Below are 22,325 nucleotides of genomic sequence, written 5' to 3' on the forward strand. Positions count from 1 at the left end.
CCTTCCGACATGGCCTCCAGTCCTTCAAATCCATCGCTCAGGGCTGGGCCCTGAAAAATGTGTGAATCTCCTAGGGCGGAGGCCGGGATCTCGGTCGTCAGCACGCCGACGGTACCGCAGGAGTAGCCTCGCTCATGATGGGAGGCTGGACCTACATCATGACCAACAAGCCGATGGGCGTGCTCTACGTCGGCGTGACCGCTGACATTGTGGCTAGGGTGGCCGCGCATCGCGAGGGGAGGGGCGCCAGCTTCGTGCGGCGCTTCAACTGTACGATGCTCGTCCTGGCCGAACCGCATGCGACGATCGAGGAGGCGATCGCGCGCGAGAAGGCGCTCAAGAACTGGCCGCGCGCCTGGAAGCTCCGATTGATCGCGGAGCAGAATCCAGGCTGGGACGATCTTTGGGAGGTCATCATCGCCTGAGGTGGCCGTCGCGAGCCTCTCCCGAGATCCCGGCCTCCGCCGGGATGACGCTTGTGGTATGACCCCGCTCTACAATCGTCATCCCGGCGGAGGCCGGGACCTCGGTCGTCAGCACGCCAACGCTGCCGCAAGCGCCATTCCGCCAAACAAAAAAGCCCCGGTTTCCCGGGGCTTTTTCATATTTCGAGAGGGGCGTGCTTACTTCGCCGGAGCGGCCGCATTGCCCTCGGCCGGCGCCGCGGCATTCTCCGCGGCCGGAGCCTCGGCCCCAGCGGCCGGCGCCGCGGCGGCTTCGGCGGGGACCGCCGGCATCGGCAGCGGGCTGTTCGACTGCTTGTTGAGGAAGGCGATCACATTGGCGCGATCCTCGGGCTTGGAGAGGCCCGCGAAGGTCATCTTGGTGCCGGGCGCGAACGCCTTCGGGCTCTTCAGCCACTGGCTGAGATTGTCCCAGTTCCAGGTGCCGCCCTTGCTCTTGAGCGCATCGGAGAAGGCGAAGCCGTGCGCGCCCTGGCCGATCGCCTCGCCGAGCACGCCCCACAGATTCGGGCCGAGCGCGTTGGGGCCGCCATTGTCGGCATTGTGGCAGGCGCCGCACTTCTTGAAGACGTCGGCGCCCTTGGCGGGGTCGGCCGAGGCGAGATAGAACTCGATCGGCTTCTCGGCGACCGCGGCGGTGTCGCCGCCTTCGGCCTCGACGCCTTCGACGGTATAGCCCATTTTTTCAGGACGTTCGGCGTGAAAATATTCACCGCTGAGGATCGAGAGGCCAAGGGCGGCAATGCCGCCAGCCAGCGCCCAGCCGGCAATCGTGTTCGCGCGATCGTCCATGTGCCCCTCGAAACTCCCGTGGCGCGCGCCTTCGCTGGCGCGGCATATCTGCGATCCCTTTAGAATCGCTTATCCCCCTTCGCAAGCGCCGCGGCGCGAATAAGGGAGAGCCGGCTTGCGATAGTCCGCACACCTGCCTAAGCGCCTGACGCCGATATGCAGACCTATCCCGCCCCCGCCCAGGCGCTCGTCGCCGAGATGACCGAAGCCGCCGCGCTCGATCCCGGCCGCGCGGTCGCCTTCCAGGGGGCGCCCGGCGCCAATTCGCACCTCGCGGTCCAGCAATGCTTTCCCGACGGGCTCGCGCTGCCCTGCTTCGATTTCGAGGACGCGATCGATGCGGTGCGCGAGGGGCGCGCCGGCTGCGCGGTGATCCCGATCGAGAACTCGCTCAACGGCCGCGTCGCCGACATGCATTTCCTGCTGCCCGAATCGGGGCTGGTGATCATCGGCGAACATTTTCTGCCGATCCGCCACACGTTGATGGCGCTGCCCGGCCACGGCCCGATCGTCCAGGCGATGAGTCACCCGCAGGCGCTCGGCCAGTGCCGGCACTGGCTGCGTGCGAACGGCATCCAGCCTTTGACCTATCCCGATACCGCCGGCGCTGCGGCGATGGTCGTTGAACAGGGCGATCCCGGGGTCGCGGCACTCGCGCCGCGGATCGCCGCCGAACTTTACGGGCTCGAGGTGATCGGCGAGGATCTCGCCGACTCCGACGACAATATGACCCGCTTCGTGGTGCTCGCGCTCGAGGCAGAAGAGGTGCCCGCCGACGCCGGTCCGGTGATGACCACCTTCATCTTCGAGGTGAAGAATGTGCCCGCCGCGCTCTACAAGGCGCTGGGCGGCTTCGCGACCAACGGCGTCAACATGACCAAGCTCGAAAGCTATCAGAGCGGGGCCAGCTTCGCGGCGACCGAATTCTATACCGATATCGAGGGCCACCCCGACGACCCGCCGGTCCGCCGCGCGCTCGAGGAACTGATGTTCCATACCAAATGGGTGCGGCTGCTCGGCACCTATCCGCAGGGGCGCTCGCGCGCGCTCTGAGCGAACGCGCTTTCGCTACCCTCGCCCCTCCCGAGCGGCTATCATGCGGCCACATATCGGGAGAGAAGATCATGACGTTCGCGGCGATCCTGTTCGGGGGCGCGGCCCTGCTTGCGGTCATGTTCGTCTTCTCGGCGGTGATCGTCGTCCGCCAGGGCTATGAATATACGATCGAGCGTTTCGGCCGCTATGTCTCGACCGCGCGGCCCGGCTTTACCCTGATCATGCCGTTCGTCGACCGGGTGGGCCGCAAGGTCAACATGATGGAGCAGGTGCTCGACATCCCGGGCCAGGAGATCATCACCAAGGACAATGCGATGGTCTCGGTCGACGGGGTCGTGTTCTTCCAGGTGCTCGATCCGGTCAAGGCGGCCTATGAGGTGTCGGACCTCTACCGGGCGCTGCTCCAGCTCACCACCACCAACCTGCGCACCGTGATGGGGTCGATGGACCTCGACGAGACCCTGTCGAAGCGCGACGAGATCAACGCCCGGCTGCTCAGCGTCGTCGACCATGCGACCGTCGCCTGGGGCGTCAAGCTGACCCGGGTCGAGCTCAAGGACATCCGCCCGCCGGTCGACATCGTCAATGCGATGGGCCGGCAGATGAAGGCCGAGCGCGAGAAGCGCGCGCTGATCCTCGAATCCGAAGGCCAGCGCGCTTCCGAGATCCTGAAGGCCGAGGGCCAGAAGCAGAGCCAGATCCTCCAGGCCGAGGGCCGCCGCGAGAGCGCGTTCCGCGACGCCGAGGCGCGCGAGCGCGCCGCCCAGGCCGAGGCGACCGCGACCAAGCTGGTGTCCGACGCGATCGCCAGCGGCGAGGCGCTCGCAATCAACTATTTCATCGCCCAGAAATATGTCGAGGCGATCGGCCGCTTCGCGACCTCGCCCAATGCCAAGACGATCCTGTTCCCGGTCGAGGCGACCCAGTTGATCGGAACGCTGAGCGGGATCGGCTCGCTCGCGAAGGCGGCGCTCGATGACTCGACCCCGGTATCGCCGCCGCTCGCGCGGGGCAGGGCGGCCGGCTCGCCGGGGCCGTTCGCCGCCTCGGGCGTGCCCACCACCCCGTCCGATCCGGCATGACCGCGCTCGAACCCCTGCTCCATTCGCCCTGGGCGTGGGGCGTCGCCGCGGTGCTGCTCGCCGCGGCCGAGATCGTCGTGCCCGGGGTGTTCCTGATCTGGCTGGCGCTGGCGGCGGCGGTCACCTTCGTCGTCGCACTCGGCTTCGGCCTGCCGCTCGCCGCCGATTTCGCGATCTTCGCGGTGGTGGCGATCCTGTCGATCTATGCCGGGCGCACGCTCTACCGGCGCGAGGCGAAACCGTCGGATCCGCTGCTCAACGATCGTGCGGCGCGGCTGATCGGCACCCGCGTCGTCATTTGCGAGGCGCTGGTGGGCGGCATCGGCCGGGCGCGGGTCGGCGACGGCTCCTGGCCGGCGAGCGGCCCCGACATGGAAGAGGGGCAGACGGCGATCGTCACCGGCGTCGACGGCAATACCCTGGTCGTCATTCGAGCCGAGTGAAGTCCCTCAGGCGCCGGCGACCCAGCGCTGGAGCAGGCTGTTGGCGATCGCGAAGGGCGGCGGCGCGTTGAACCGGCCGCTGCCGTCGCGGCGCAGCGCGGCCTCGGCCTCCTCGCGGGTTACCCACATCGCATCCTCGAGCTCGTTCGCGTCGAGGTTGATGGCGTCGCTCTCGACCTCGGCGATGCAGGCGATCATCAGCTGCGACGGGAACGGCCAAGGCTGGCTGACCAGATAGCGGACCGAGGTCGCGACCACGCCCGCCTCTTCGTGAAGCTCGCGGGCGACCGCTTCCTCGATCGACTCGCCGACCTCGACGAACCCCGCCAGCGCCGAATAATTGCCCGGCGGAAAGCGGTGCTGCCGGCCGACCAGCACCCGGTCGCCATGCTGGGCGAGCATGATCACCACCGGGTCGGTGCGCGGGAAATGCTCGGCGCCGCAGCCGCCGGTCGCCTTGTCGCACAGCCGGCCCCAGCCCGATCGGAACGGGCGGGTCGGCTTCGAACAGCGCGGGCAATAATGATGGCGGGCATGCCAGTCGACCAGGCAGCGCGCGATCGCATAGGTCGCCGCCTCGTCGGGCTGGAGCAGGGTGAGCGCGGCGTTCATCGCCGCGCTGCGCTGGCTCGGATCCTCGAGATCGCGGCACAGCCGGACGAAGCGCGGGGTGCCGTCGATCAGCCCGAGCAAGGCCAGCTCGGCGTCGCCCTCGCCCTCGGCCTCGTCGAGCGTTCCCCAGCCGAGCAGACCGTCGTCCGAAACCTCGGGGGTGAGCCCGTTCAGCCGCAGCAGCCGCGCCGCCGGACTGGCCGCCTGTTCGTCGAACCAGCTGCGATTGTCGCGCTCATGGTCGACGCGGACGAGCGGGGAGCCGGTGAAACCCGGGGGAGCAAAGCGCGGCATCACGACTCCTGATCGACCTCTTGTCGCGCGGCGATAGCGCGCTCGGCGGCGCGTGCGAAGAGCGTCGGCAATCCCGCCTCGTCGATCCGCTCGATCGGCCACCATGTGCCGTCGAGTTCGGGGCGGACGGCGCAGCGCGCGGTCACCACCGCAAGGTCGAGCGAAAAATGGGTGAAGACATGCGCGACATGGCCCTGCGGCCGCCATCGCGCCGTAAGCGGAGCCTCGTCGAGTCCCGGGTCGGCGTCGGTCCATGGCCCGGTCGGCAGCGCGCGCATCCCGCCGAGCATGCCCTTGTCGGGCCGGCGCACCAGCAGCACCGCGCCGTCATGCTCGATCCAGAAGGCGGTGCCTCGACGGTGCGGCTTCGCCTTTTTCGGCGCCTTGACCGGCCAGGCGTCGGGCTGGCCCGATGCCCGCGCCGCGCATGGCGCCGACAGCGGGCAGATCAGGCAATTGGGCGATCGCGCGGTGCAGATCGTCGCGCCCAGGTCCATCATCGCCTGGGCGAAATCGCCGGCGCGTGCGTCCGGGGTGATGCTGTCGGCGAGCAGGCGCAACCCGGGCCGGCCGGCGGGCAGCGGCGGGTCATAGGTGAACAGCCGTGCGACCACCCGTTCGACATTGGCGTCGATTACCACTGCGCGCTCGCCGAACGCGATCGCCGCGACCGCGGCGGCGGTATAGTCGCCGATCCCCGGCAGCGCGCGCAATTCGGCTTCGGTGCCCGGGAAATGGCCGCCATGGTCTTGCGTCACCGCCCTGGCACAGGCGATCAGGTTGCGCGCCCGCGCATAATAGCCAAGCCCTGCCCAGGCGGCCATGACGTCGGCCTCGTCGGCTCCGGCCAGCGCCTCGACCCGTGGCCAGGCGGTGACGAACTTGGCGAAATAGGGCTTCACCGCCGCGACCGTGGTCTGCTGGAGCATGATCTCCGACAGCCACACCGCATAGGGATCGGGCGGCGGTGCGCCGGGTTCGGCGCGCCAGGGGAGCGATCGGTGGTGCCGGTCGTACCAGTCGAGCAAATGGACGGGAATCATCGCAGGACTGTCGACGGGCATGGCCCGCTTGTGCCATGACGCGGCGATGAGTGAAACCGGTAGCCCCAAGCCGCGGACGCGGTCGAAGAAAGTCGAAGCGCCGAAGTCCGAACGCCCGCGCGGCGGGGCCGCGAAATCGGTCGCCGACATGCTGCCCGATGTCGGCCGCGCGGCGTTTCGCCGCTTCGGGTTCGTCCAGAGTTCGGTGGTGAGTCGCTGGTCGGAGATCGTCGGCACCCGCTATGCCGGGGTCTCGACCCCCGAATCGATCCGCTTTCCGCTGGGTCGCCGCGCCGAGGGCGTGCTGACGCTCGAGGTCGCCGGCGCCCATGGCACGATGATGCAGCATGTCGCCCCCGAGATCATCGAGCGGGTCAATCGCTTCTTCGGCTATCCCGCGGTCGCCCGCGTCGTGATCCGCCAGATGGCGAGCGCCCCGCCGGCACCGCCCAAGCGGGTCGCGCCGCCGTCGGTCCGCCCGGCGTCGATCGATCTCGGCGAAAGCCTGCGCACCGTCGGCGATCCCGAACTGCGCGCCTGCCTCGCCTCGCTCGCCGGCGCGCTCGCCGGCACCACCGGCGCCCCGCTCGTCGACAAGGGAGATGACGTGAAATGATCCACCGCCTGTTGCCGGTCCTGCTGATCGCGTCGGTACCGGTCGCATCGGGGGCGGCGGTCAAGGCGCCCGTCAAAACGGTCGCCAAGGCGCCGGCGAAGGCGGCTGCCGCGGCCGACTGGCTCCAGACCTTTGGCCAGACCGCCGACGGCGCGGTGGTGATCGGCAATCCCAACGCCAAGGTGAAGCTGGTCGAATATCTGTCGCTGACCTGTCCGCATTGCGCGCATCTCGCCGGCGAGGCGCTGACCCCGCTCAAGCGCGACTATATCGCCAGGGGGCTGGTCAGTCTCGAGGTTCGCCACGCGGTGCGCGACGGCTATGATTTCGTCGGTTCTCTGCTCAGCCGCTGCGCGCCGCGCCGTGCCTATCTCGATTCGATCGAGACCCTGTTCGCCAGCCAGCAGCAATGGATGGACAAGGCGATGGCGGTCAGCGCGGCCGGCGACTTCGACAGCAAGTCGCCGCAGGAGAAGATGGCGTTCGTCTCGCATGGCGCCGGCTTCGACGCCTTCTTCGCCAAGCGCGGGATGACCGCGCAGCGCTACAGCCAGTGCATGGCCGACAAGGCGGCGATCGCCCAGCTCGAGGCGATGACCGACAAGTCGTGGAACGCCGACAAGATCCCCGGCACCCCGGCCTTCCGGATCAACGGCGAGATGGTCGGCACCCTCGGCAGCTGGGCCGAGCTCGAGGCGAAGATCAAGGCGGCGCTCGGCTGATACCCTATTCCGGTGAGCTTGGCTCACCGGAATAGGGTATCAGCCCGTGCGGCGCTTGAGCAAATCGATCGAGGATGCGTCAGCATCTTCGAGATCGCGTATGACGCTCTTGCGCGCGGCCGAAGCGCCGGTATCGTTCAGTACAGGGCCGGCAGCGGCCGACAGGAGATTGTGACGCGATGAAGAAGTTCTGGGCTGCGGCCACGGTGGCGACGATGGCGCTGACGGTCGCGGGTTGCGGCAAGAAGGATGAGGCGGGTGCGCCGGTGACGAACGCCGCCACCGCGTCGACCTCGCCGGCATCGCCGGCGGTGCCCTATACCGGCAAGGACTGGACCGAGGTCACCGCCAAGACCCCCGAGGGCGGCTTTCGCATGGGCAATCCCGATGCGCCGGTGAAGCTGGTCGAATATGCGTCGATCACCTGCCCGCATTGCCGCGACTTCACCAAGTCGGCCGCCGAGCCGCTGCGCGAAACCTATGTGAAGACCGGCAAGGTCAGCTGGGAATTCCGCAACTTCGTGATGAACCCGCTCGACGTCGCCGCCACCCTGGTCGCGCGTTGCCAGGGGCCCGAACCCTTCTTCCCGCTCGCCGAACAGCTCTACGCCAGCCAGACCCAGTGGATCGGCAAGTTCAACTCGGTCGACGAAAAGACCCTCCAGTCGATGGGGACGCTGCCGCAGGAACAGCAGTTCATCCAGCTGATCTCGCTCACCGGTCTCGAGGATTTCTTCAAGACCCGCGGTGTGCCCGCCGAGCGGATCAAGGCCTGCCTGTCCGACAAGGCCGGGCTCGACGAACTGCTCAAGATCCGCGACTACGCCACCAACACCGACAAGATCGACGGCACCCCCAGCTTCTTCATCAACGGGCAGAAGCAGGATCAGGTCTATGACTGGCCGACGCTCGAGAGCAAGCTGCGCGCGGTCGTGCGCTGATTTGATGCGACGGCACCGACCCGCTTTCCCCGGAGATCGGGTGAACGAGCGGGTCGGTGCCGTTCGTCGCCGCTTCGGCGCCGAATAACCCATGCGCTTTCGCAAGCTCCGCCTGTCGGGCTTCAAGAGCTTCGTCGAACCCGCCGAACTGATCATCGAACGCGGGCTGACCGGCATCGTCGGCCCGAACGGTTGCGGCAAGTCGAACCTGCTCGAGGCGATCCGCTGGGTGATGGGCGAGAGCAGCGCCAAGTCGATGCGCGGCGGCGGGATGGAGGATGTCATCTTCGCCGGGACCAGCACCCGGCCGGCGCGCGACTTCGCCGAGGTCACCCTGTTCACCGAGCGCCCCGATGCCGGCGCCGACGAGGACCGCGAGGTCGAGGTCACCCGCCGGATCGAGCGCGGCGCCGGCTCGGCCTATCTGATGAACGGCCGCGACGTCCGCGCCAAGGATGTCGGGCTGATGTTCGCCGACGCCGCGACCGGCGCCCATTCGCCGGCGCTGGTCAGCCAGGGCAAGATCGCCGCGGTGATCGCCGCCAAGCCGCAGGAGCGGCGGCAGATGCTCGAGGAGGCGGCGGGGATCGCCGGGCTTCACGTCCGGCGCCGCGACGCCGAAGCGAAGCTGCGCGCGACCGAGGCCAATCTGGCCCGCCTCGACGTCATATTGACCGACATGGAATCGCGTACCGCCTCGCTGCGGCGGCAGGCGCGCGCCGCCGAGCGCTATCGCACGCTCAGCGAACAGATAAGGCTGGCCGAGGCGCGGCTGATCTACGCGCGCTGGCGCGATGCCGCGCGGGCCGCCGAGGTGGCGCAACGCGAGGCGACCGCCGCGGAAGCTGCGGTGACCGAAGCCGCGACGGTCCAGGCCGCCGCTGCCGAGGCGCAGGCGCTCGCCACCCGCAAGGTCGGCGACAGCCGCGCCGCGGCCCAGACCGCCCGCGAGCGATCGACCGGGCTGGCACATCGGCTGGCGAGCTTGCAAGGCGAGATCGAATCGGTGCGGCGGCGGATATCCGAGATCGGCCAGGCGCGCGACACCCTCGCCCGCGACCGCGCCCGCGAGGACCGGCTGGCGATCGACGCCGCGGCGGCGCTCGCGGCGCTGGCGGCCGAGGACAAGGAGCTGGCGCTGCGCATCGCCCAGTCGGGCGAGCGCCAGGCAATGATCGACGCGCGGGTGCGCGATGCCGAGGCCGAAAGCCGCGAGGCCGAACTCGCGGTCGCGCGTGCCCAGGCTGCGCATGCCGCCGAACAGGCCGAATTGCGGGTCGCGCAGGCCAATATCGCCGGCGCGCGCCAGCGGCTCGACCGCGCGCAGGGCGAGGTGCAGCGCATCCTGCGCGAGATGGCGGCGCTCGGCGACGATGCCGTTTTGCTCGCGCGCCGTGCCGCGGCGGGGGCCGCGCGCGAAGCCGCCGAACGCGCGATCGCCGAGGCGCTGGCCGCGATCGCCCGTGGCGAGGAGGCGCGCACCGCGGCGTCGGCCCGGCGCGACGAGGCCGAATCGGCAAGCGGATCGGCGCGCGCCGGCCTCGCGACGATTGAGTCCGAGGCGAAGGCGATCGAGCGCGCGCTCGGCGGCAATCGTGGCGGCAACCGCGCGATCGACCAGTTGCGGGTCGACGCCGGCTATGAACATGCGCTGGCGGCGGCGCTCGGCGACGATCTCGAGGCGGCGGTCGGCGGCAGCGGGCCGCTGCGCTGGACCGGGGCGACCGCCGCCGGCGATCCGGCGCTGCCGGCGGGCTGCGAACCGCTCGCCGGCCATGTTGCGGCACCGTCCGAACTGGCGCGCCGGCTGGCGCAGGTCGCGGTGGTCGACAGCGACGACGGCACGATCGCGCTGGCGGCCGGGCAGCGGCTGGTCACCCGCGACGGCCGGATGCGCCGCTGGGATGGCTTCGTCGCGGTCGATGTCGGCGCCGCCGCCGCCGAACGGCTTGCGCGGGTCAACCGGCTGAGCGAACTGCAGGCGGCCTTGCCCACCGCCCAGGCCGCGCTGGCGGCGGCGCAGGCGGCGCTGGCCGAGGCGAACGGCGCGCTGGCGACCGCCCGCGCGGCGATCGATGCGGCGCGCGGCGAACAGGCCCGGGCCGAAAATGCCCAGCGCACCGCGATCCGCGACGAGGATCAGGCGACCACTGCGATCGAGCGGCTGGCGGCGCAGAAGAGCGCGATGGTCGAGCGCGAGGGCCGCGCCAAAGGCGAGGTCGGCGAGGCGTCGGCGGCGGTCGAGGCGGCGATGGCGGTGATGCTGGCGCTTCCCGACGGCGAGGCGTCGCGTGCCGAGGCCGACCGGCTGCGCCGTGCGAGCGAGGCGATCCGCACTACTTTGGTCGAGGCGCGCGGCCAGGCGATGACCAATGCCCAGGCCGCCTCGGCGGACACCCAGCGGCTGCAGTCGGCGCGCGGCGAGGCGAAGGGCTGGCGGACCCGCGCCGGCGACGCTGCCAACCGCATCGCCGAAATGGATGCGCGCGCCGCCGCCAACGAGGTCGAGGCCAAGGCGATGGCGGGGCGGCCCGAGGAACTCGCGGCGCTGATCGCCAGCGTCGGCGCGGACAGCCGCGCCGCCGAGACCGCCGCCGAAACCACCCGCGAGGCCGAGCGGCTCGCCGAGGCCGACCTGCGCGGCTGCGAGACCCGCGGCGCCCAGGCCGGCGAAGCCCTGGCGGCGGCACGCGAGAAGCGCGCCGGCGCCCAGGCGCGGCACGAAAATCAGGAGTTGCGCCGGATCGAGATGGGGCGGATTGCCGGCGAGCGGTTCGAATGCCCGGCGGCGGTGCTGCCCGAACGGATCGGGTTCGTCGGCGCCGAAGTCGGCGATGCCGGCGACGAATCGACCCGGCTCGAGCGGCTGACCGTCGACCGCGAGCGGCTGGGGCCGGTCAATCTCGTCGCCGAGACCGAGTTGCGCGAGATCGAGGCGGCGCAGACCAACAGCGCCGCCGAACGCGACGAGCTGATCCAGGCGGTCAACCGGCTGCGCGGATCGATCGGCAGCCTCAACCGCGAGGGCCGCACCCGGCTGCTCGCCGCGTTCGAGGCGGTCGACCAGCATTTCCGCCGGCTGTTCATGACCCTGTTCGCGGGCGGCGAGGCGCATCTCGAACTGATCGACAGCGAGGATCCGCTCGAAGCGGGGCTCGAGATCATGGCCCAGCCGCCCGGCAAGCGGCTCGGCTCGCTGACCCTGTTGTCCGGCGGCGAACAGGCGCTGACCGCGGTCGCGCTGATCTTCGCGCTGTTCCTGACCAATCCCGCGCCGATCTGCGTGCTCGACGAGGTCGACGCCCCGCTCGACGACGCCAATATCGAGCGTTTCTGCGACCTGCTGGTGCAGATGACCCAGGAAACCGACACGCGCTATCTGATCGTCACCCACAATGCGGTGACGATGAGCCGCATGCACCGGCTGTTCGGCGTGACGATGATCGAACGCGGGGTCAGCCGGCTGGTCTCGGTCGATCTTGGCGGCGCCGAGCGGCTGCTCGCGGCGGAGTAGGCTTGGTTCCCGCCGACTTCGCGGCGTTCGTTCGCGCGCGCATGCCGCTGTTGCCGGTGCCGCTGCTGCCCGAGATCCGCCTCCATCAGGCGGTGCCGTCGAGCGGCCTGCGCGGCCTCGGCGAGGAGGATCCCGACGGCTTCGGCACGCCTTACTGGGCCTATCGCTGGAGCGGGGGGCTGGTGCTCGCCCGCCATATCCTCGACCATCCCGATCTGGTGGCGGGGCGGACCGTGCTCGATCTCGGCGCCGGCTCGGGCCTCGTCGCGATCGCCGCCACCCTGGCGGGGGCACAGGTCGTGGCGGTCGACGTCGATGCGTATGCGGTGGCGATGCTCGCGATCAACGCGGCGGCCAATGGCGTGACGATCGCGGCGCGGCAGGTCGACCTGCTCGACGGGCAGCCGCCCGAACAGGAGATCATCCTGGTCGGCGACCTGTTCTACGAGCGTCCGACCGCGGTGCGCCTGACCGGCTTCCTCGATCGCGCGGCGGCGCTGGGCCGGCAGATCATGGTCGGTGATCCGGGGCGGGCCTTTCTGCCGGAGGCCAGGCTGCGGCCGATCGCCGACCATGTCGTCCAGGAGACCGGCGAGGCGCGGACCGCGACCGTCTATGCCTTCCGGCAAGCATAGGCTGCGGTCCGATAGGGGAAACATATCTCCGCCTTGCCGGCGAGCGCCGGCGTGGCGGCGATCAGCGCGCGGAGCTGCGCCTCGACCTCGCTGCGCGCGCCGTCGGGCAGCGCCGCGATGAAGCTGACCGACAGGAAGCGATCGACGATCACCGCCTCGGGCGGGCCGGCATGCGCATGGCCGAAAAGGCTTTCGTCGAGCGGGCCGAAGCCGGGCGCCGGGAACGGCCGGCGCCAGTCGCCTTTATAATAGCGTGGCGCGTCGCCTTCGTGCGGGGCGATGATGTCGGTCAGCGCGGCGACCCAGTCGACATCCTCGTCGCGGACATTCCACACCAGCCCGAGCATGCCGCCGGGCCGCAGCACGCGATGGATCTCGGCGAGCGCCGCTTCGTTGGCGAACCAATGAAATGCCTGTGCGCAGACCACCGCGTCGATCGAAGCGTCGGCGAGCGGGATCGATTCGGCGGTGCCGGCGTGCACCGCGATGCGAGGGAAGCCGCGACTCAGCGCGTCACGCATTGCTGCGACCGGCTCGACGGCAACGATGTCGGCGCCGGTCGCCAGGAGATTGGGAGCGAACTTGCCGGTGCCCGCGCCGAGGTCGAGCACGCGCCGGCCCTCGGTCAGCCCCAGCCGATCGGACAGCCATTCCGCCAGCGCCGGCGGATAGTCGGGGCGGCCGCGGGCATAGGCATCGGCGGCAACCGAGAAGCCGCGATCGGCGGCATGATGAACGTGGTTCATCGCCTCAGGCCATCGATGCGACGGCGATATGACCAGTCATGGTTCATTTCTCGTTCGACTCCGCAACCGGATGCGCTAATTTCGGCTCATGGGGAATGTCGTGCTTGATCGGCTCACAGGACGCCAGCTCGAATGTCTGAGGCTGGCCGCACGTCCGATGACGTCCAAGGAGATCGCGCGTGAGCTCGCTATCTCGCCGCGTACCGTCGAGGGTCATCTCGACAAGGCGGTCCAGCTGCTGGGGGCGGGCAGCCGGATCGAGGCCGTGCGGATGCTCGGCGAACTCGAAAACCCCCGGAATCAGGGCCAGGATCACAGCACGTATAATCTACGCACGTATCCGCAGACGGTTGCGGACGACGGCCGAACGCCGACAATGGCGCCACCGAACGACACCGATGCCGGTGCTCCGTTCGGGGGGGACGCTACTGGTGCAGAGGCTTTCGACAGGCGCGGAGAAACCGACGTGATGGTCAGCATGCGGGAGCATCAGCTCCCATTCCATTCGAGCTTCGCTCCACCGGACATGCGCTTTCCGCTTCCGTTCCCGCGCAAGGGCCGGCGGATCAACGACCTGACGATGTGGCAGCGCGTGGGGTGGACCTTCGCGATCGTCATCGGCCTGGCGCTGGCCACCGGCTTCCTGCTGAGCAGCCTTTCGGGGATCTCGGCGGTCGCTCGATCCCTGTCGCACTGATCAATCACAAAAACTGAACGTCGCAATGCGCCGTCGGGCGCCAGGAGAAGAATCATGTCCAAAGAACGTGATGACGCCACGCATCGTATCTTCGCGGCCCTCGACCAGTTCGAACGCGACCTCGATCAGGCGTCGATCAGCGGTGCGAAGCTGCTCGCCGAGCTGCCCCAGGCGCGGCTCGACGCGAAGTTCGCCGCCGAGGTGGGGCAGGGCGCCTTCGTCCACCTCGTCGGATCGCTCGGCGACCTCGCCGCGGCACGGGGCCGGATGATCGACGGCCATCGCGAGCTGGCCGTGGTCGGCCGCAAATTCAGATTGCCGGTGGTGGCAGGGGGCGACAAGACCGACACGCCGCCGCCCAAGGCCATCGGCGAAGAAACCGAAAGGGCGCGTCCATTGCGGGTGGCGTGACCGATCGGCGCCGGCTCATCCTTGACCATCATGATGCGAGCCCTGATGGATGGATGGGATGAGTCGGCATCTCCTTTATGCGATCCTGCTATGGGCCGTCTGCGGCTGGGCGGTCCTGCGGGGCGGGCGCTCGGAGCGCGTCGCCGGGGTCGGGATTCTCGCGGACGCGATTATCTCAGCGGTGGTGATGCGCCCGATGCAGTTGCGCTATCACAATGTCGAAACCGCGGTGCTGATGGTCGATCTGACCCTGTTCGCGCTGCTGTTCGTGCTGGCGATGCGATCGAGCAAATATTGGCCGCTGTGGATGGCCGGGATGGAAGGCGTGTCGCTGCTCGGCCACCTCACCCCGCTGATGCCGGGGGTGATCGCCTGGGCCTATTCGAACGCCGTCCAGCTCTGGGCGTGGCCGATGCTGGGCCTGCTCGCTTATGCGACATGGGCGCACCGGCAGCAGTCGATCGGCCCGATCGGCCGGGCCGGCTGGTGATGCGCGAATTTGGTCCGATACCGTGCATTCTCCTGTCTCTTGCGATCGGCTGACGATTTCGCTCGACGCAAAAGCGCGATAGCATTTGCGCAAAGTCCGGCCGGGGGCGGCCGGGCCGAAGGGGGAAATTCAAGGATGATCCGCGCTTTCGTGCGGCTGGCGCTGGTCGCCATCGCCGCTTTGTCGACGGCTCACGCAGTCGCCGCACCGTCGGCGGCTGCCGACCAGAAGACCCGTCTCGACGCCGCGTGGAAGGCGGCGTCCGATGCGGCGATCATGGGGCCGAGCACCGTCAAGCTGCTCGATCAGGGCCAGATCGCGATCGCCAAGGGCGAGGCGTTCGTGCCCGCCGAACAGGCCAACCAGCTAATGGATGCGCTGGGCAACAGCAAGAGCAGCGATCGTTTCGGGCTGATCGTGGGAACCGATGCGCAGAGCGACTGGCTCGTCGACGTGACCTGGACCAAGGAAGGCTATGTCCGCGACGGCGATGCCAAGGAGTGGCAGGCCGACGATCTGCTGAACAGCCTGCGCGAAGGCACCGAAGCCCATAATCCCGAACGGACCGCGCGCGGCCTGCCGGCGATCGACGTGCTCGGCTGGGTGCAGCCGCCGCTCTACGAGGCGAAGACCCATCGGTTGATATGGTCGATGTCGCTGGCCGATCGCGGTGCGCCCGCCGGCACGCCGCGGACGATCAACTACAATACCTATGCGCTCGGCCGGGATGGCTATTTCAGCCTCAACCTGATCTCCGGGGCGGACACGATCGCGGCGAACAAGCCCGTCGTTCATGACCTGCTGGGCAGCCTCCAATATGCCCAAGGCAAGCGCTACGAGGATTTCGACGAGTCGACCGACAAGATCGCGGCTTATGGCCTTGCGGCGCTGGTCGGCGGGGTCGCGGTCAAGAAGCTCGGCCTGCTCGCACTGGCCGGGGTGTTCCTGCTCAAATTGTGGAAACTGGCGGTGATCGGGCTGATCGCGGTGGCCGCGGGGGTGCGCAAGCTGTTCGCGCGGCGCCGCGACGCGGTCGACGAGGCTGGCGATGCGCCGGTCGATGCCTCGACGCCCGGCGACGAGGTGCCATGACCAAAGCGCTGCTGCTGCTGCTGGGGCTGTTCAAGCTGGGCAAGGTCGGGGCGACCGGGCTCACCATGCTGGTGTCGCTGGGCGCCTATGCGATGATCTTCGGCTGGCGCTATGCGGCGGGTTTCGTCGCGCTGCTGCTCGCACATGAAATGGGTCATTATCTCGCCGCGCGCGAACGCGGGCTCGCGGTCGGCGCGCCGACCTTCATCCCGTTCGTCGGCGCCTGGATCGAACTCAAGGAACAGCCGGTCGATGTCGAGACCGAGGCCTATGTCGCGGCGGCCGGGCCGCTGGTCGGCACGGTCGCCGCGACGATCGTCTATTTCTGGGGACGGCACGAACAGAGCAGCCTGCTGCTTGCGGTCGCCTATGGCGGCTTCTTCCTGAACTTCTTCAACCTGATCCCGCTGCCGCCGCTCGATGGCGGACGGATGACCGCGATCCTGTCGCCGCGGATCTGGTTCCTCGGAGTGCCGCTGATGATCGCGATCGCGGCCATTCCATCGTTGATCAGGGCATGGAACCATGGCGGACAGGACGAGGCTGGCCAAGCCTATTACGCCGCGCCGACGGCGTTGAAGGTCCGCTACGGCGCCTTCTATCTCGGGCTGGCGGCATTTCTGGCGGTGATGACCGATGCCGTCCACCAGATGGTGGCAGGCGGACTCGGCGGTTGATCGAAAAGGGGGAAATATGACCGAGAGCGTTTACGAAGATCGGCCGGTGGCCTCGCCGACGGGGCTGCCGCCGCGCTTCATGTTGGCGGTACCGGCGGGGATCGGCGCGGCTATTGTCGGCGCGTTGCTGTGGGCGACGGTCGTTTACCTGACCGAATTTGCGCTCGGCCTGTTCGCGGTCGGTGTCGGCGCATTGGTCGGAGTGGCGATCCGGGCCGTCGGCAGGGGCGGCGACCGCGCCTTCGGCATATTGGGCGGTGCCTGCGCGGCGTTCGGCTGGGCGCTCGGCACGATCCTGTGCGATATCGCCTTTCTCGCGCAGAACGCCGGACGGCCCTTTCTCGAGGTGCTGCCGCTGATGGACCTGTCGAGTACCGCCTCGCTGGCGCTCGCGGCGGCCGACGTGATGGATCTCGTCTTCCTGGCGATCGCGGTCTACGAGGGCTATCGGCTTTCGATGGTCCGCGGATAGGTGGGGCGCTTGAGTATTCTCAAGTCAGGTAGAACCACCTGACGGCTCGGAAAATGCGGGAAACCTAGAGTGTGTCCTGATTAGATTGAGGCATATCCGCTATTCCTGAGGTAGTTGGCGCATTCTCGAGAAGGGAATGCGTCGAGGAGGATGCCGATGCGCTGCCAGGTTGCCTCGACGGAGCGTTCTGCAGCCTTGCGCAGGAGGAGTTTAAGTTTGGCGAAGACCTGCTCGATGGGATTGAGGTCAGGGCTGTAGGGCGGCAGGAACAGGAGCTTTCCACCAGCTGCCCTGATCGCCTTGCGTACGGCCTGGCCCTTGTGGCTGCCAAGATTGTCCATGACGACGATATCGCCCGGTGCGAGGGTCGGCACGAGGAACTGCTCGACCCAGGCGGTGAAGATCTGGCCATTGACCGGCCCATCGAGCACGCAGGGCGCGTCGATCCGGTCGCAGCGCAATGCCGCGACGAAGGTGAGCGTCTTCCACTGGCCGAAGGGGACCTTGGCGACGAGTTTGCTGCCCCGCTTCGACCAGCCCCTGAGCGGGGTCATATTGGTCTTGGCCCAAGTCTCGTCGATGAAAACCAGCCTGCGCGGATCAAGCCGGCTCTGATATTTTCTCCATTGTGCCCGTCGCCGCGCGATTTTCGGGCGATCCTGCTCGCTGGCGAACAGGCTTTTTTTTGAAGCTGTGGCCGGCCTTGCGCAGCAGCGACCACACCGTGTTGGGGCTAACCTTGTGGCCGCGCTCGGCCAACTCTGCCGCCAAGCCCCGCACGGTCAGATGCGGGCATTCCTCAAGCCGAAGCAGCATCCAGCCCTGCTCATCCGTCAGCACCCGCCGCTTGTGGCCACCCATCGGCCGGGCCGCTGCACTGCCCGTCTCGCGCAACCGCTGCGCCCACTTCAACGCGCTCGCAGCGCTCACGCCGAAAGCCGCCCCGACTTCTCGTCCCGTTCGCCCCGATAGGACCGCTGCCGCAACCCGCTCCCGAAGATCGTCAGAATAGGCTCCTGCCATCGCTGCTGGCCTCCTACCCAGCCTGCAGCTTGAATCACAACCGCGGTCCCTTGGGAATCCCCCTATCCCCTCAGCTTAATCAGGACAGACTCTAGAGCATTTTCAAGCCAGGTGGAAACACCTGACAGCTCGGAAAACACGGGAAACCTAGAGCATTTTCAAGTCAGGTGGAAACACCTGACAGCTCGGAAAATGCGGCAAACAAAGACAATTTTGAGCATATCCTGATCAACCTGATCAGGGCATGCTCTAAAGGATTTCGCGCACCGCTTCCGGAGGCCGCCCCAGCCGCACGCCCTTGGGCGTCTCGACAAGCGGACGTTCGATCAGGATCGGGTCGGCGGCCATCGCGTCGAGGATCTGGTCGTCGGTCGCGTCCTTGAGCGCCTTGGCGCCGTCCTCGGCCTTGCGTAGGCCTTCGCGCGGGGTCATCCCGCCCCTGGCATAGAGCGCGGCCAGCCGATCGCGGGTCGGCGGGACTTTGAGATATTCGACGATCTCGACCTCGACGCCGGGCGCCGCCTCGAGGATCGCCAGCGTCTCGCGCGATTTCGAGCAGCGCGGATTGTGCCAGATCGTCGCCTTCATGCGGTGTTCCTCATATCTTTGGCTTCATGCGTTCGAGTGCCGCGAGCGCGTCATGGCGGCGCGCCCAGGGCACGAGGATATGGTCGTGATGCCAGCCGGCGATCACATTGGCGCTGATCCCGGCTTCGGCCAGCGCGCGGGCGAAGGCGGCGGTGAGTCCGACCGCCTCGAGGCTCGAATGCACGGTCAGGCTGATCCGCGCCCATGCGCCGCGGTCGTCCGCGACCACGACCGTGGTCGCCTCATCCTCGCGGACCAGCGCGAAGACGTCGTCTGGCGGCACTTCGCCGGGTTCGAGCATGCGGAAGGCGAACGGGCGGTCGATCAGGCGCGGCGCCATATCGGCGATCAGCCGCGCCAGATCGGTCTCGCCGCCGGAAGCGGTGCTAGCGCCGCCGCCCGTACCGGTGCCGCTCAGGCCTGATCCTCGGCGTCCTGGCGCGCCAGCCACTCCTCGAGCCACTTGATCGTATAGTCGCCCTTCTGAAAGTCCGGGTCGTCGAGCAGCGCGCGGTGGAGCGGGATCGTCGTCTTGACGCCTTCGATCACGAACTCTTCGAGCGCGCGGCGCAGGCGGCGCAGACAGCCTTCGCGGTCGCGGCCGTAGACGATCAGCTTGGCGATCATCGAGTCGTAATAAGGCGGGATCCGATAGCCGGTGTAGATGCCGCTATCGACGCGGACATGCATCCCGCCGGGGGCGTGGAACGCCTTCACCGTGCCCGGCGATGGGGCGAAGGTGCGCGGGTCCTCGGCGTTGATCCGGCATTCGATCGCATGGCCGCGAAACTCGATATCCTCCTGCGCGACCGACAGCGGCCGGCCCTCGGCGATGCGGATCTGCTCGCGGACCAGGTCGAGCCCGGTGATCGCTTCGGTCACCGGATGTTCGACCTGCAGCCGGGTGTTCATCTCGATGAAGTAGAATTCGCCATTCTCGTACAGGAACTCGATCGTTCCCGCGCCGCGATAGCTCATGTCGGCCATCGCCTTGGCGACGATCGCCCCCATTTCGCTGCGCTGGGCATGGGTGATGATCGGCGAGGGCGCCTCTTCGAGCACCTTCTGGTGGCGGCGCTGCAGCGAGCAGTCGCGCTCGCCGACATGGATCGCGTTGCCCTTGCCGTCGCCGAACACCTGGAACTCGATATGGCGCGGATCGCCGAGATATTTTTCCATGTAGACGGTCGCGTCGCCGAATGCCGACTTGGCCTCCGACCCCGCCTGCTGGATCAGCGTCTCGAGCTGGCTTTCCTCGGGCACGACCTTCATGCCGCGCCCGCCGCCGCCCGAGGCGGCCTTGATCAGCACCGGATAGCCGATCTCGGCGGCGACCTGCTTGGCCTGCTCGATCGAGGTCAGCGGGCCGTCCGAGCCGGGCACCAGCGGCAGGCCGAGCTTGGCCGCGGTCGCCTTGGCCTCGATCTTGTCGCCCATCGTGCGGATATGCTCGGGCTTGGGCCCGATCCAGATCAGGTTATGGCTCTCGACGATCTCGGCGAAACGGGCATTTTCCGACAGGAAGCCATAGCCGGGATGGATCGCATCGGCGCCCGAAATCTCCGCCGCGGCGATGATGTTGGGGATGTTGAGATAGGATTCGCCGGCCGGCGGCGGGCCGATGCACACCGACTGGTCGGCCAGCCGGACATGCATCGCGTCGGCATCGGCGGTCGAATGGACCGCGACCGTCTGGATGCCCATTTCATGGCAGGCGCGGTGGATGCGGAGCGCGATCTCGCCTCGGTTGGCGATCAGGACCTTGCTTATCGCCATGGCCGATTACTCGACGATGATCAAAGGCTGGTCGAACTCGACGGGCTGGCCGTTGTCGACCAGGACCTGCTTGACGGTGCCGGCGCGCGGTGCCGCGATCGCGTTCATCACCTTCATCGCCTCGACGATCAGCAGCGTCTGTCCCGCGCTGACCTTGTCGCCGGCCGATGCGAACGGCTTGGCGCCGGGTTCGGCCGCCAGATAGACGGTGCCGACCATCGGCGACTTGACCGTGCCGGGATGGTCCGCGGCAGGCGTTTCGGGCGCAGCCTGGGCGGCGGCGGGTGCTGCTACGGCAGCGACCGGAGCCGGCGCATAGGCCGGCGCCGCGGCGGCGACGGTGATGTTGCGGGCGACACGGATGCGACGTTCGCCGTCCTGGACCTCGATCTCGGTCAGGCTGGTATCGTCGAGGAGTACGGCAAGCTGGCGCACCAGTTCGGCATCGACCTGCATAGCGCTCCCTTGTTTTTCTTCGGACATGGTCACTCTCTGATTATTTTGTGACGGATGTGTGCGACATATGGCGGAGCGCTTTGTCAGAAGCGCGACGCGGCGTCCAGCGCAAGCATGTACGACTCCGAACCGAACCCCGCGATTACCGCCTTTGCCGCCAGTCCGACATAGCTTTTGTGGCGAAAGGCCTCGCGATTGTGCGGGTTCGACAGATGCACCTCGATCACCGGCACCTTCACCGATTTGATCGCGTCGTGGATCGCCACCGACGTGTGGGTATAGGCGCCGGCATTGAGCAGGATCGCCTTGGCGCCCGATGCGTGCGCCTCCTGGATCCAGTCGACCAGATGGCCCTCATGGTTCGACTGGCGCAGGTCGACGGTCAGCCCGAGCTCCTGGCCGCGGTCCTCGAGCCGGCCGGCGATGTCGTCGAGCGTCTCATGGCCGTAGATATCGGGCTCGCGAATGCCGAGCATGTTCAGATTGGGGCCGTTGAGGACGAAGATGACCGGGCGATCCGTCATATGCGGCTCCCTTTCCGTTGCGGTTGTCGTTCGCCGCCCCCTATATGGCGCGGAACGAGGCAGGGCAACGCAACGGGCCCCGGCAACGCCAGTGGCGACAGCCCCGCCACGAGAGCGAAGGAATGGAGCGAGCATGAACGCGGACGGGACGATCCAGATCAGGGTCAATGGCGAGCATCGCCGGGTCATCGCCGGCATCAGCATCGCCGATCTCGCGCTCGAACTCGGGCTCGAACCCGCCAAGGTCGCGGTCGAACGCAATCTCGAGGTGGTGCCGCGCTCGACGCTCGCCGATGTCCGGGTCGAGGATGGCGACGATTATGAGATCGTCCATTTCGTCGGCGGCGGCGATCATGCCGCGACGGTCGACGACGACAGCTGGACGGTGGCGGGCCGCACCTATCGCTCGCGGCTGATCGTCGGCACCGGCAAATATAAGGACCTTGCCCAGAATGCGGCGGCGGTCGAGGCGAGCGGGGCCGAGATCGTCACCGTCGCGGTCCGCCGGGTCAACATCTCGGACCCCAAGGCGCCGATGCTGACCGATTATATCGATCCCAAGAAGATCACCTATCTGCCCAACACCGCCGGCTGCTTCACCGCCGAGGACGCGATCCGCACGCTGCGGCTGGCGCGCGAGGCGGGCGGCTGGAATCTGGTCAAGCTCGAGGTGCTCGGCGAGGCCAAGACCCTCTATCCCGACATGCTCGAGACGCTGCGCGCGACCGAGATCCTTGCCAAGGAGGGCTTCGAGCCGATGGTCTATTGCGTCGACGATCCGATCGCCGCCAAGCGCCTCGAAAATGCCGGCGCGGTCGCGATCATGCCGCTCGGCGCGCCGATCGGCTCGGGGCTCGGTATCCAGAACCGGGTGACGATCCGGCTGATCGTCGAAGGCACCACCCTGCCGGTGCTGGTCGACGCCGGAGTCGGCACCGCCTCCGAGGCCGCGGTGGCTATGGAACTGGGCTGTGCGGGCGTGCTGATGAACACCGCGATCGCCGAGGCGAAGAACCCGCTGATGATGGCGGCGGCGATGAAGGCCGGAGTCGAAGCCGGCCGCCTCGCCTATCGCGCCGGCCGCATGGGCCGGCGCATGTATGCCGACCCGTCGAGCCCGCTGGCGGGGCTGATCTGACGCTTCTTCGCCGTGAACGCC

Annotated in this window: 26 protein-coding genes; 16 read left to right on the forward strand and 10 right to left on the reverse strand. The window is 68.1% G+C overall.

Features of this window, described 5'->3' with window-relative positions; all coding sequences use genetic code 11:
- The first annotated feature begins 137 nt into the window (after positions 1–137).
- Positions 138–425: a GIY-YIG nuclease family protein gene (locus tag AC1RM6_RS00005; protein WP_493099480.1), complete on the forward strand. Its 288-nt coding sequence runs from the start codon at positions 138–140 to the stop codon at positions 423–425.
- Positions 426–623: 198 nt separating this feature from the next.
- Here the strand turns inward: AC1RM6_RS00005 and AC1RM6_RS00010 are convergent, their stop codons facing one another.
- A complete protein-coding gene (locus AC1RM6_RS00010; RefSeq protein WP_493097495.1) occupies positions 624–1,256 on the reverse strand; it encodes a c-type cytochrome in 633 nt (210 codons plus the stop codon).
- Positions 1,257–1,412: 156 nt separating this feature from the next.
- Here AC1RM6_RS00010 and AC1RM6_RS00015 point away from each other — a divergent pair, with 156 nt between their 5' ends.
- From AC1RM6_RS00015 to AC1RM6_RS00025, 3 genes are all read left to right on the forward strand, one after another.
- A complete protein-coding gene (locus AC1RM6_RS00015; RefSeq protein WP_493097499.1) occupies positions 1,413–2,309 on the forward strand; it encodes a prephenate dehydratase in 897 nt (298 codons plus the stop codon).
- Between the two features lie 71 nt (positions 2,310–2,380).
- Positions 2,381–3,394, forward strand: coding sequence for an SPFH domain-containing protein (locus tag AC1RM6_RS00020; protein WP_493097501.1), 1,014 nt, complete (start codon positions 2,381–2,383; stop codon positions 3,392–3,394).
- Entirely contained in the window at positions 3,391–3,837 is a 447-nt protein-coding gene (locus tag AC1RM6_RS00025) for an NfeD family protein (protein ID WP_493097503.1), read from the forward strand. The genes AC1RM6_RS00020 and AC1RM6_RS00025 overlap by 4 nt, the downstream gene beginning before the upstream one ends.
- Before the next feature lie 6 nt (positions 3,838–3,843).
- On the opposite strand, the gene nudC is transcribed toward AC1RM6_RS00025, so the two are convergent.
- A complete protein-coding gene (gene nudC, locus AC1RM6_RS00030; RefSeq protein WP_493097505.1) occupies positions 3,844–4,743 on the reverse strand; it encodes an NAD(+) diphosphatase in 900 nt (299 codons plus the stop codon).
- Entirely contained in the window at positions 4,743–5,807 is a 1,065-nt protein-coding gene (locus AC1RM6_RS00035; RefSeq protein ID WP_493097507.1) for an A/G-specific adenine glycosylase, read from the reverse strand. Before AC1RM6_RS00035 ends, nudC begins: the two co-directional genes overlap by 1 nt.
- Before the next feature lie 25 nt (positions 5,808–5,832).
- Here AC1RM6_RS00035 and AC1RM6_RS00040 point away from each other — a divergent pair, with 25 nt between their 5' ends.
- From AC1RM6_RS00040 to AC1RM6_RS00060, 5 genes are all read left to right on the forward strand, one after another.
- Positions 5,833–6,402, forward strand: coding sequence for a DUF721 domain-containing protein (locus tag AC1RM6_RS00040; RefSeq protein WP_493097509.1), 570 nt, complete (start codon positions 5,833–5,835; stop codon positions 6,400–6,402).
- Positions 6,399–7,124 carry a thioredoxin domain-containing protein gene (locus tag AC1RM6_RS00045; protein WP_493097511.1) on the forward strand — a complete coding sequence of 242 codons (726 nt, stop codon included), beginning with the start codon at positions 6,399–6,401 and terminating at the stop codon, positions 7,122–7,124. The genes AC1RM6_RS00040 and AC1RM6_RS00045 overlap by 4 nt, the downstream gene beginning before the upstream one ends.
- 179 nt (positions 7,125–7,303) lie before the next feature.
- The gene (locus tag AC1RM6_RS00050; RefSeq protein WP_493097513.1) at positions 7,304–8,065 is read left to right on the forward strand and encodes a thioredoxin domain-containing protein; all 762 of its coding nucleotides are present in this window, start codon (positions 7,304–7,306) and stop codon (positions 8,063–8,065) included.
- Between the two features lie 91 nt (positions 8,066–8,156).
- A complete protein-coding gene (locus AC1RM6_RS00055) occupies positions 8,157–11,579 on the forward strand; it encodes a chromosome segregation SMC family protein (RefSeq protein WP_493097515.1) in 3,423 nt (1,140 codons plus the stop codon).
- Between the two features lie 2 nt (positions 11,580–11,581).
- Entirely contained in the window at positions 11,582–12,214 is a 633-nt protein-coding gene (locus AC1RM6_RS00060; RefSeq protein WP_493097517.1) for a class I SAM-dependent methyltransferase, read from the forward strand.
- Here AC1RM6_RS00060 and AC1RM6_RS00065 read toward each other — a convergent pair.
- Positions 12,193–12,960, reverse strand: a complete 768-nt coding sequence (locus AC1RM6_RS00065; RefSeq protein ID WP_493097519.1) for a class I SAM-dependent methyltransferase — start codon at positions 12,958–12,960, stop codon at positions 12,193–12,195. The genes AC1RM6_RS00060 and AC1RM6_RS00065 overlap by 22 nt on opposite strands.
- A gap of 100 nt (positions 12,961–13,060) precedes the next feature.
- Here AC1RM6_RS00065 and AC1RM6_RS00070 point away from each other — a divergent pair, with 100 nt between their 5' ends.
- The 6 genes from AC1RM6_RS00070 to AC1RM6_RS00095 all read left to right on the forward strand — a co-directional run bounded on the left by AC1RM6_RS00070 (position 13,061) and on the right by AC1RM6_RS00095 (position 16,799).
- The gene (locus AC1RM6_RS00070) at positions 13,061–13,657 is read left to right on the forward strand and encodes a helix-turn-helix domain-containing protein (protein WP_493097522.1); all 597 of its coding nucleotides are present in this window, start codon (positions 13,061–13,063) and stop codon (positions 13,655–13,657) included.
- 54 nt (positions 13,658–13,711) lie between these two features.
- Positions 13,712–14,068 carry a hypothetical protein gene (locus tag AC1RM6_RS00075; RefSeq protein ID WP_493097524.1) on the forward strand — a complete coding sequence of 119 codons (357 nt, stop codon included), beginning with the start codon at positions 13,712–13,714 and terminating at the stop codon, positions 14,066–14,068.
- A 58-nt stretch (positions 14,069–14,126) separates the two neighbouring features.
- Positions 14,127–14,558, forward strand: a complete 432-nt coding sequence (locus AC1RM6_RS00080) for a hypothetical protein (protein ID WP_493097526.1) — start codon at positions 14,127–14,129, stop codon at positions 14,556–14,558.
- Positions 14,559–14,693: 135 nt separating this feature from the next.
- Positions 14,694–15,650: a DUF2167 domain-containing protein gene (locus AC1RM6_RS00085; protein WP_493097528.1), complete on the forward strand. Its 957-nt coding sequence runs from the start codon at positions 14,694–14,696 to the stop codon at positions 15,648–15,650.
- Complete coding sequence (locus AC1RM6_RS00090) at positions 15,647–16,327, forward strand: site-2 protease family protein (RefSeq protein ID WP_493097530.1); 681 nt, start codon at positions 15,647–15,649, stop codon at positions 16,325–16,327. The genes AC1RM6_RS00085 and AC1RM6_RS00090 overlap by 4 nt, the downstream gene beginning before the upstream one ends.
- 16 nt (positions 16,328–16,343) lie before the next feature.
- Positions 16,344–16,799 carry a hypothetical protein gene (locus AC1RM6_RS00095; RefSeq protein WP_493097532.1) on the forward strand — a complete coding sequence of 152 codons (456 nt, stop codon included), beginning with the start codon at positions 16,344–16,346 and terminating at the stop codon, positions 16,797–16,799.
- An 80-nt stretch (positions 16,800–16,879) separates the two neighbouring features.
- Here AC1RM6_RS00095 and AC1RM6_RS00100 read toward each other — a convergent pair.
- The 6 genes from AC1RM6_RS00100 to aroQ form a co-directional block, all read right to left on the reverse strand.
- Positions 16,880–17,822 (reverse strand): IS630 family transposase gene (locus tag AC1RM6_RS00100; protein ID WP_493097534.1). Its coding sequence is split into 2 segments (ribosomal slippage): positions 16,880–17,477 and positions 17,476–17,822, totalling 945 coding nucleotides; the frame shifts between segments, so codons are not numbered across the junction.
- 249 nt (positions 17,823–18,071) lie between these two features.
- Complete coding sequence (gene arsC, locus AC1RM6_RS00105) at positions 18,072–18,410, reverse strand: arsenate reductase (glutaredoxin) (protein WP_493097536.1); 339 nt, start codon at positions 18,408–18,410, stop codon at positions 18,072–18,074.
- Between the two features lie 10 nt (positions 18,411–18,420).
- A complete protein-coding gene (locus tag AC1RM6_RS00110; protein WP_493099482.1) occupies positions 18,421–18,828 on the reverse strand; it encodes an ACT domain-containing protein in 408 nt (135 codons plus the stop codon).
- Positions 18,825–20,186: an acetyl-CoA carboxylase biotin carboxylase subunit gene (accC, locus tag AC1RM6_RS00115; protein WP_493097538.1), complete on the reverse strand. Its 1,362-nt coding sequence runs from the start codon at positions 20,184–20,186 to the stop codon at positions 18,825–18,827. The genes AC1RM6_RS00110 and accC overlap by 4 nt, the downstream gene beginning before the upstream one ends.
- Positions 20,187–20,192: 6 nt before the next feature.
- Complete coding sequence (accB, locus tag AC1RM6_RS00120; RefSeq protein ID WP_493097540.1) at positions 20,193–20,642, reverse strand: acetyl-CoA carboxylase biotin carboxyl carrier protein; 450 nt, start codon at positions 20,640–20,642, stop codon at positions 20,193–20,195.
- Positions 20,643–20,725: 83 nt separating this feature from the next.
- Positions 20,726–21,166 (reverse strand): type II 3-dehydroquinate dehydratase, encoded by a 441-nt coding sequence (aroQ, locus tag AC1RM6_RS00125; protein ID WP_493097542.1) that lies wholly within the window; start codon positions 21,164–21,166, stop codon positions 20,726–20,728.
- 133 nt (positions 21,167–21,299) lie between these two features.
- Here aroQ and thiS point away from each other — a divergent pair, with 133 nt between their 5' ends.
- A complete protein-coding gene (thiS, locus tag AC1RM6_RS00130) occupies positions 21,300–22,304 on the forward strand; it encodes a sulfur carrier protein ThiS (RefSeq protein ID WP_493097543.1) in 1,005 nt (334 codons plus the stop codon).
- Positions 22,305–22,325 lie beyond the last annotated feature (21 nt).

The organism is Rhizorhabdus sp. GW822-FHT03C02 (genome assembly GCF_058801765.1).

Excerpts from the sequence above, each read along its gene's own strand:
- AC1RM6_RS00005 (WP_493099480.1), top strand. The coding sequence starts at position 138 with ATGGGAGGCTGGACCTACATCATGACCAACAAGCCGATGGGCGTGCTC.
- AC1RM6_RS00010 (WP_493097495.1), bottom strand. The coding sequence starts at position 1,256 with ATGGACGATCGCGCGAACACGATTGCCGGCTGGGCGCTGGCTGGCGGC.
- AC1RM6_RS00015 (WP_493097499.1), top strand. The coding sequence starts at position 1,413 with ATGCAGACCTATCCCGCCCCCGCCCAGGCGCTCGTCGCCGAGATGACC.
- AC1RM6_RS00020 (WP_493097501.1), top strand. The coding sequence starts at position 2,381 with ATGACGTTCGCGGCGATCCTGTTCGGGGGCGCGGCCCTGCTTGCGGTC.
- AC1RM6_RS00025 (WP_493097503.1), top strand. The coding sequence starts at position 3,391 with ATGACCGCGCTCGAACCCCTGCTCCATTCGCCCTGGGCGTGGGGCGTC.
- nudC (WP_493097505.1), bottom strand. The coding sequence starts at position 4,743 with ATGCCGCGCTTTGCTCCCCCGGGTTTCACCGGCTCCCCGCTCGTCCGC.
- AC1RM6_RS00035 (WP_493097507.1), bottom strand. The coding sequence starts at position 5,807 with ATGCCCGTCGACAGTCCTGCGATGATTCCCGTCCATTTGCTCGACTGG.
- AC1RM6_RS00040 (WP_493097509.1), top strand. The coding sequence starts at position 5,833 with ATGAGTGAAACCGGTAGCCCCAAGCCGCGGACGCGGTCGAAGAAAGTC.
- AC1RM6_RS00045 (WP_493097511.1), top strand. The coding sequence starts at position 6,399 with ATGATCCACCGCCTGTTGCCGGTCCTGCTGATCGCGTCGGTACCGGTC.
- AC1RM6_RS00050 (WP_493097513.1), top strand. The coding sequence starts at position 7,304 with ATGAAGAAGTTCTGGGCTGCGGCCACGGTGGCGACGATGGCGCTGACG.
- AC1RM6_RS00055 (WP_493097515.1), top strand. The coding sequence starts at position 8,157 with ATGCGCTTTCGCAAGCTCCGCCTGTCGGGCTTCAAGAGCTTCGTCGAA.
- AC1RM6_RS00065 (WP_493097519.1), bottom strand. The coding sequence starts at position 12,960 with ATGAACCACGTTCATCATGCCGCCGATCGCGGCTTCTCGGTTGCCGCC.
- AC1RM6_RS00075 (WP_493097524.1), top strand. The coding sequence starts at position 13,712 with ATGTCCAAAGAACGTGATGACGCCACGCATCGTATCTTCGCGGCCCTC.
- AC1RM6_RS00080 (WP_493097526.1), top strand. The coding sequence starts at position 14,127 with ATGAGTCGGCATCTCCTTTATGCGATCCTGCTATGGGCCGTCTGCGGC.
- AC1RM6_RS00085 (WP_493097528.1), top strand. The coding sequence starts at position 14,694 with ATGATCCGCGCTTTCGTGCGGCTGGCGCTGGTCGCCATCGCCGCTTTG.
- AC1RM6_RS00090 (WP_493097530.1), top strand. The coding sequence starts at position 15,647 with ATGACCAAAGCGCTGCTGCTGCTGCTGGGGCTGTTCAAGCTGGGCAAG.
- AC1RM6_RS00095 (WP_493097532.1), top strand. The coding sequence starts at position 16,344 with ATGACCGAGAGCGTTTACGAAGATCGGCCGGTGGCCTCGCCGACGGGG.
- arsC (WP_493097536.1), bottom strand. The coding sequence starts at position 18,410 with ATGAAGGCGACGATCTGGCACAATCCGCGCTGCTCGAAATCGCGCGAG.
- accC (WP_493097538.1), bottom strand. The coding sequence starts at position 20,186 with ATGGCGATAAGCAAGGTCCTGATCGCCAACCGAGGCGAGATCGCGCTC.
- accB (WP_493097540.1), bottom strand. The coding sequence starts at position 20,642 with ATGCAGGTCGATGCCGAACTGGTGCGCCAGCTTGCCGTACTCCTCGAC.
- aroQ (WP_493097542.1), bottom strand. The coding sequence starts at position 21,166 with ATGACGGATCGCCCGGTCATCTTCGTCCTCAACGGCCCCAATCTGAAC.
- thiS (WP_493097543.1), top strand. The coding sequence starts at position 21,300 with ATGAACGCGGACGGGACGATCCAGATCAGGGTCAATGGCGAGCATCGC.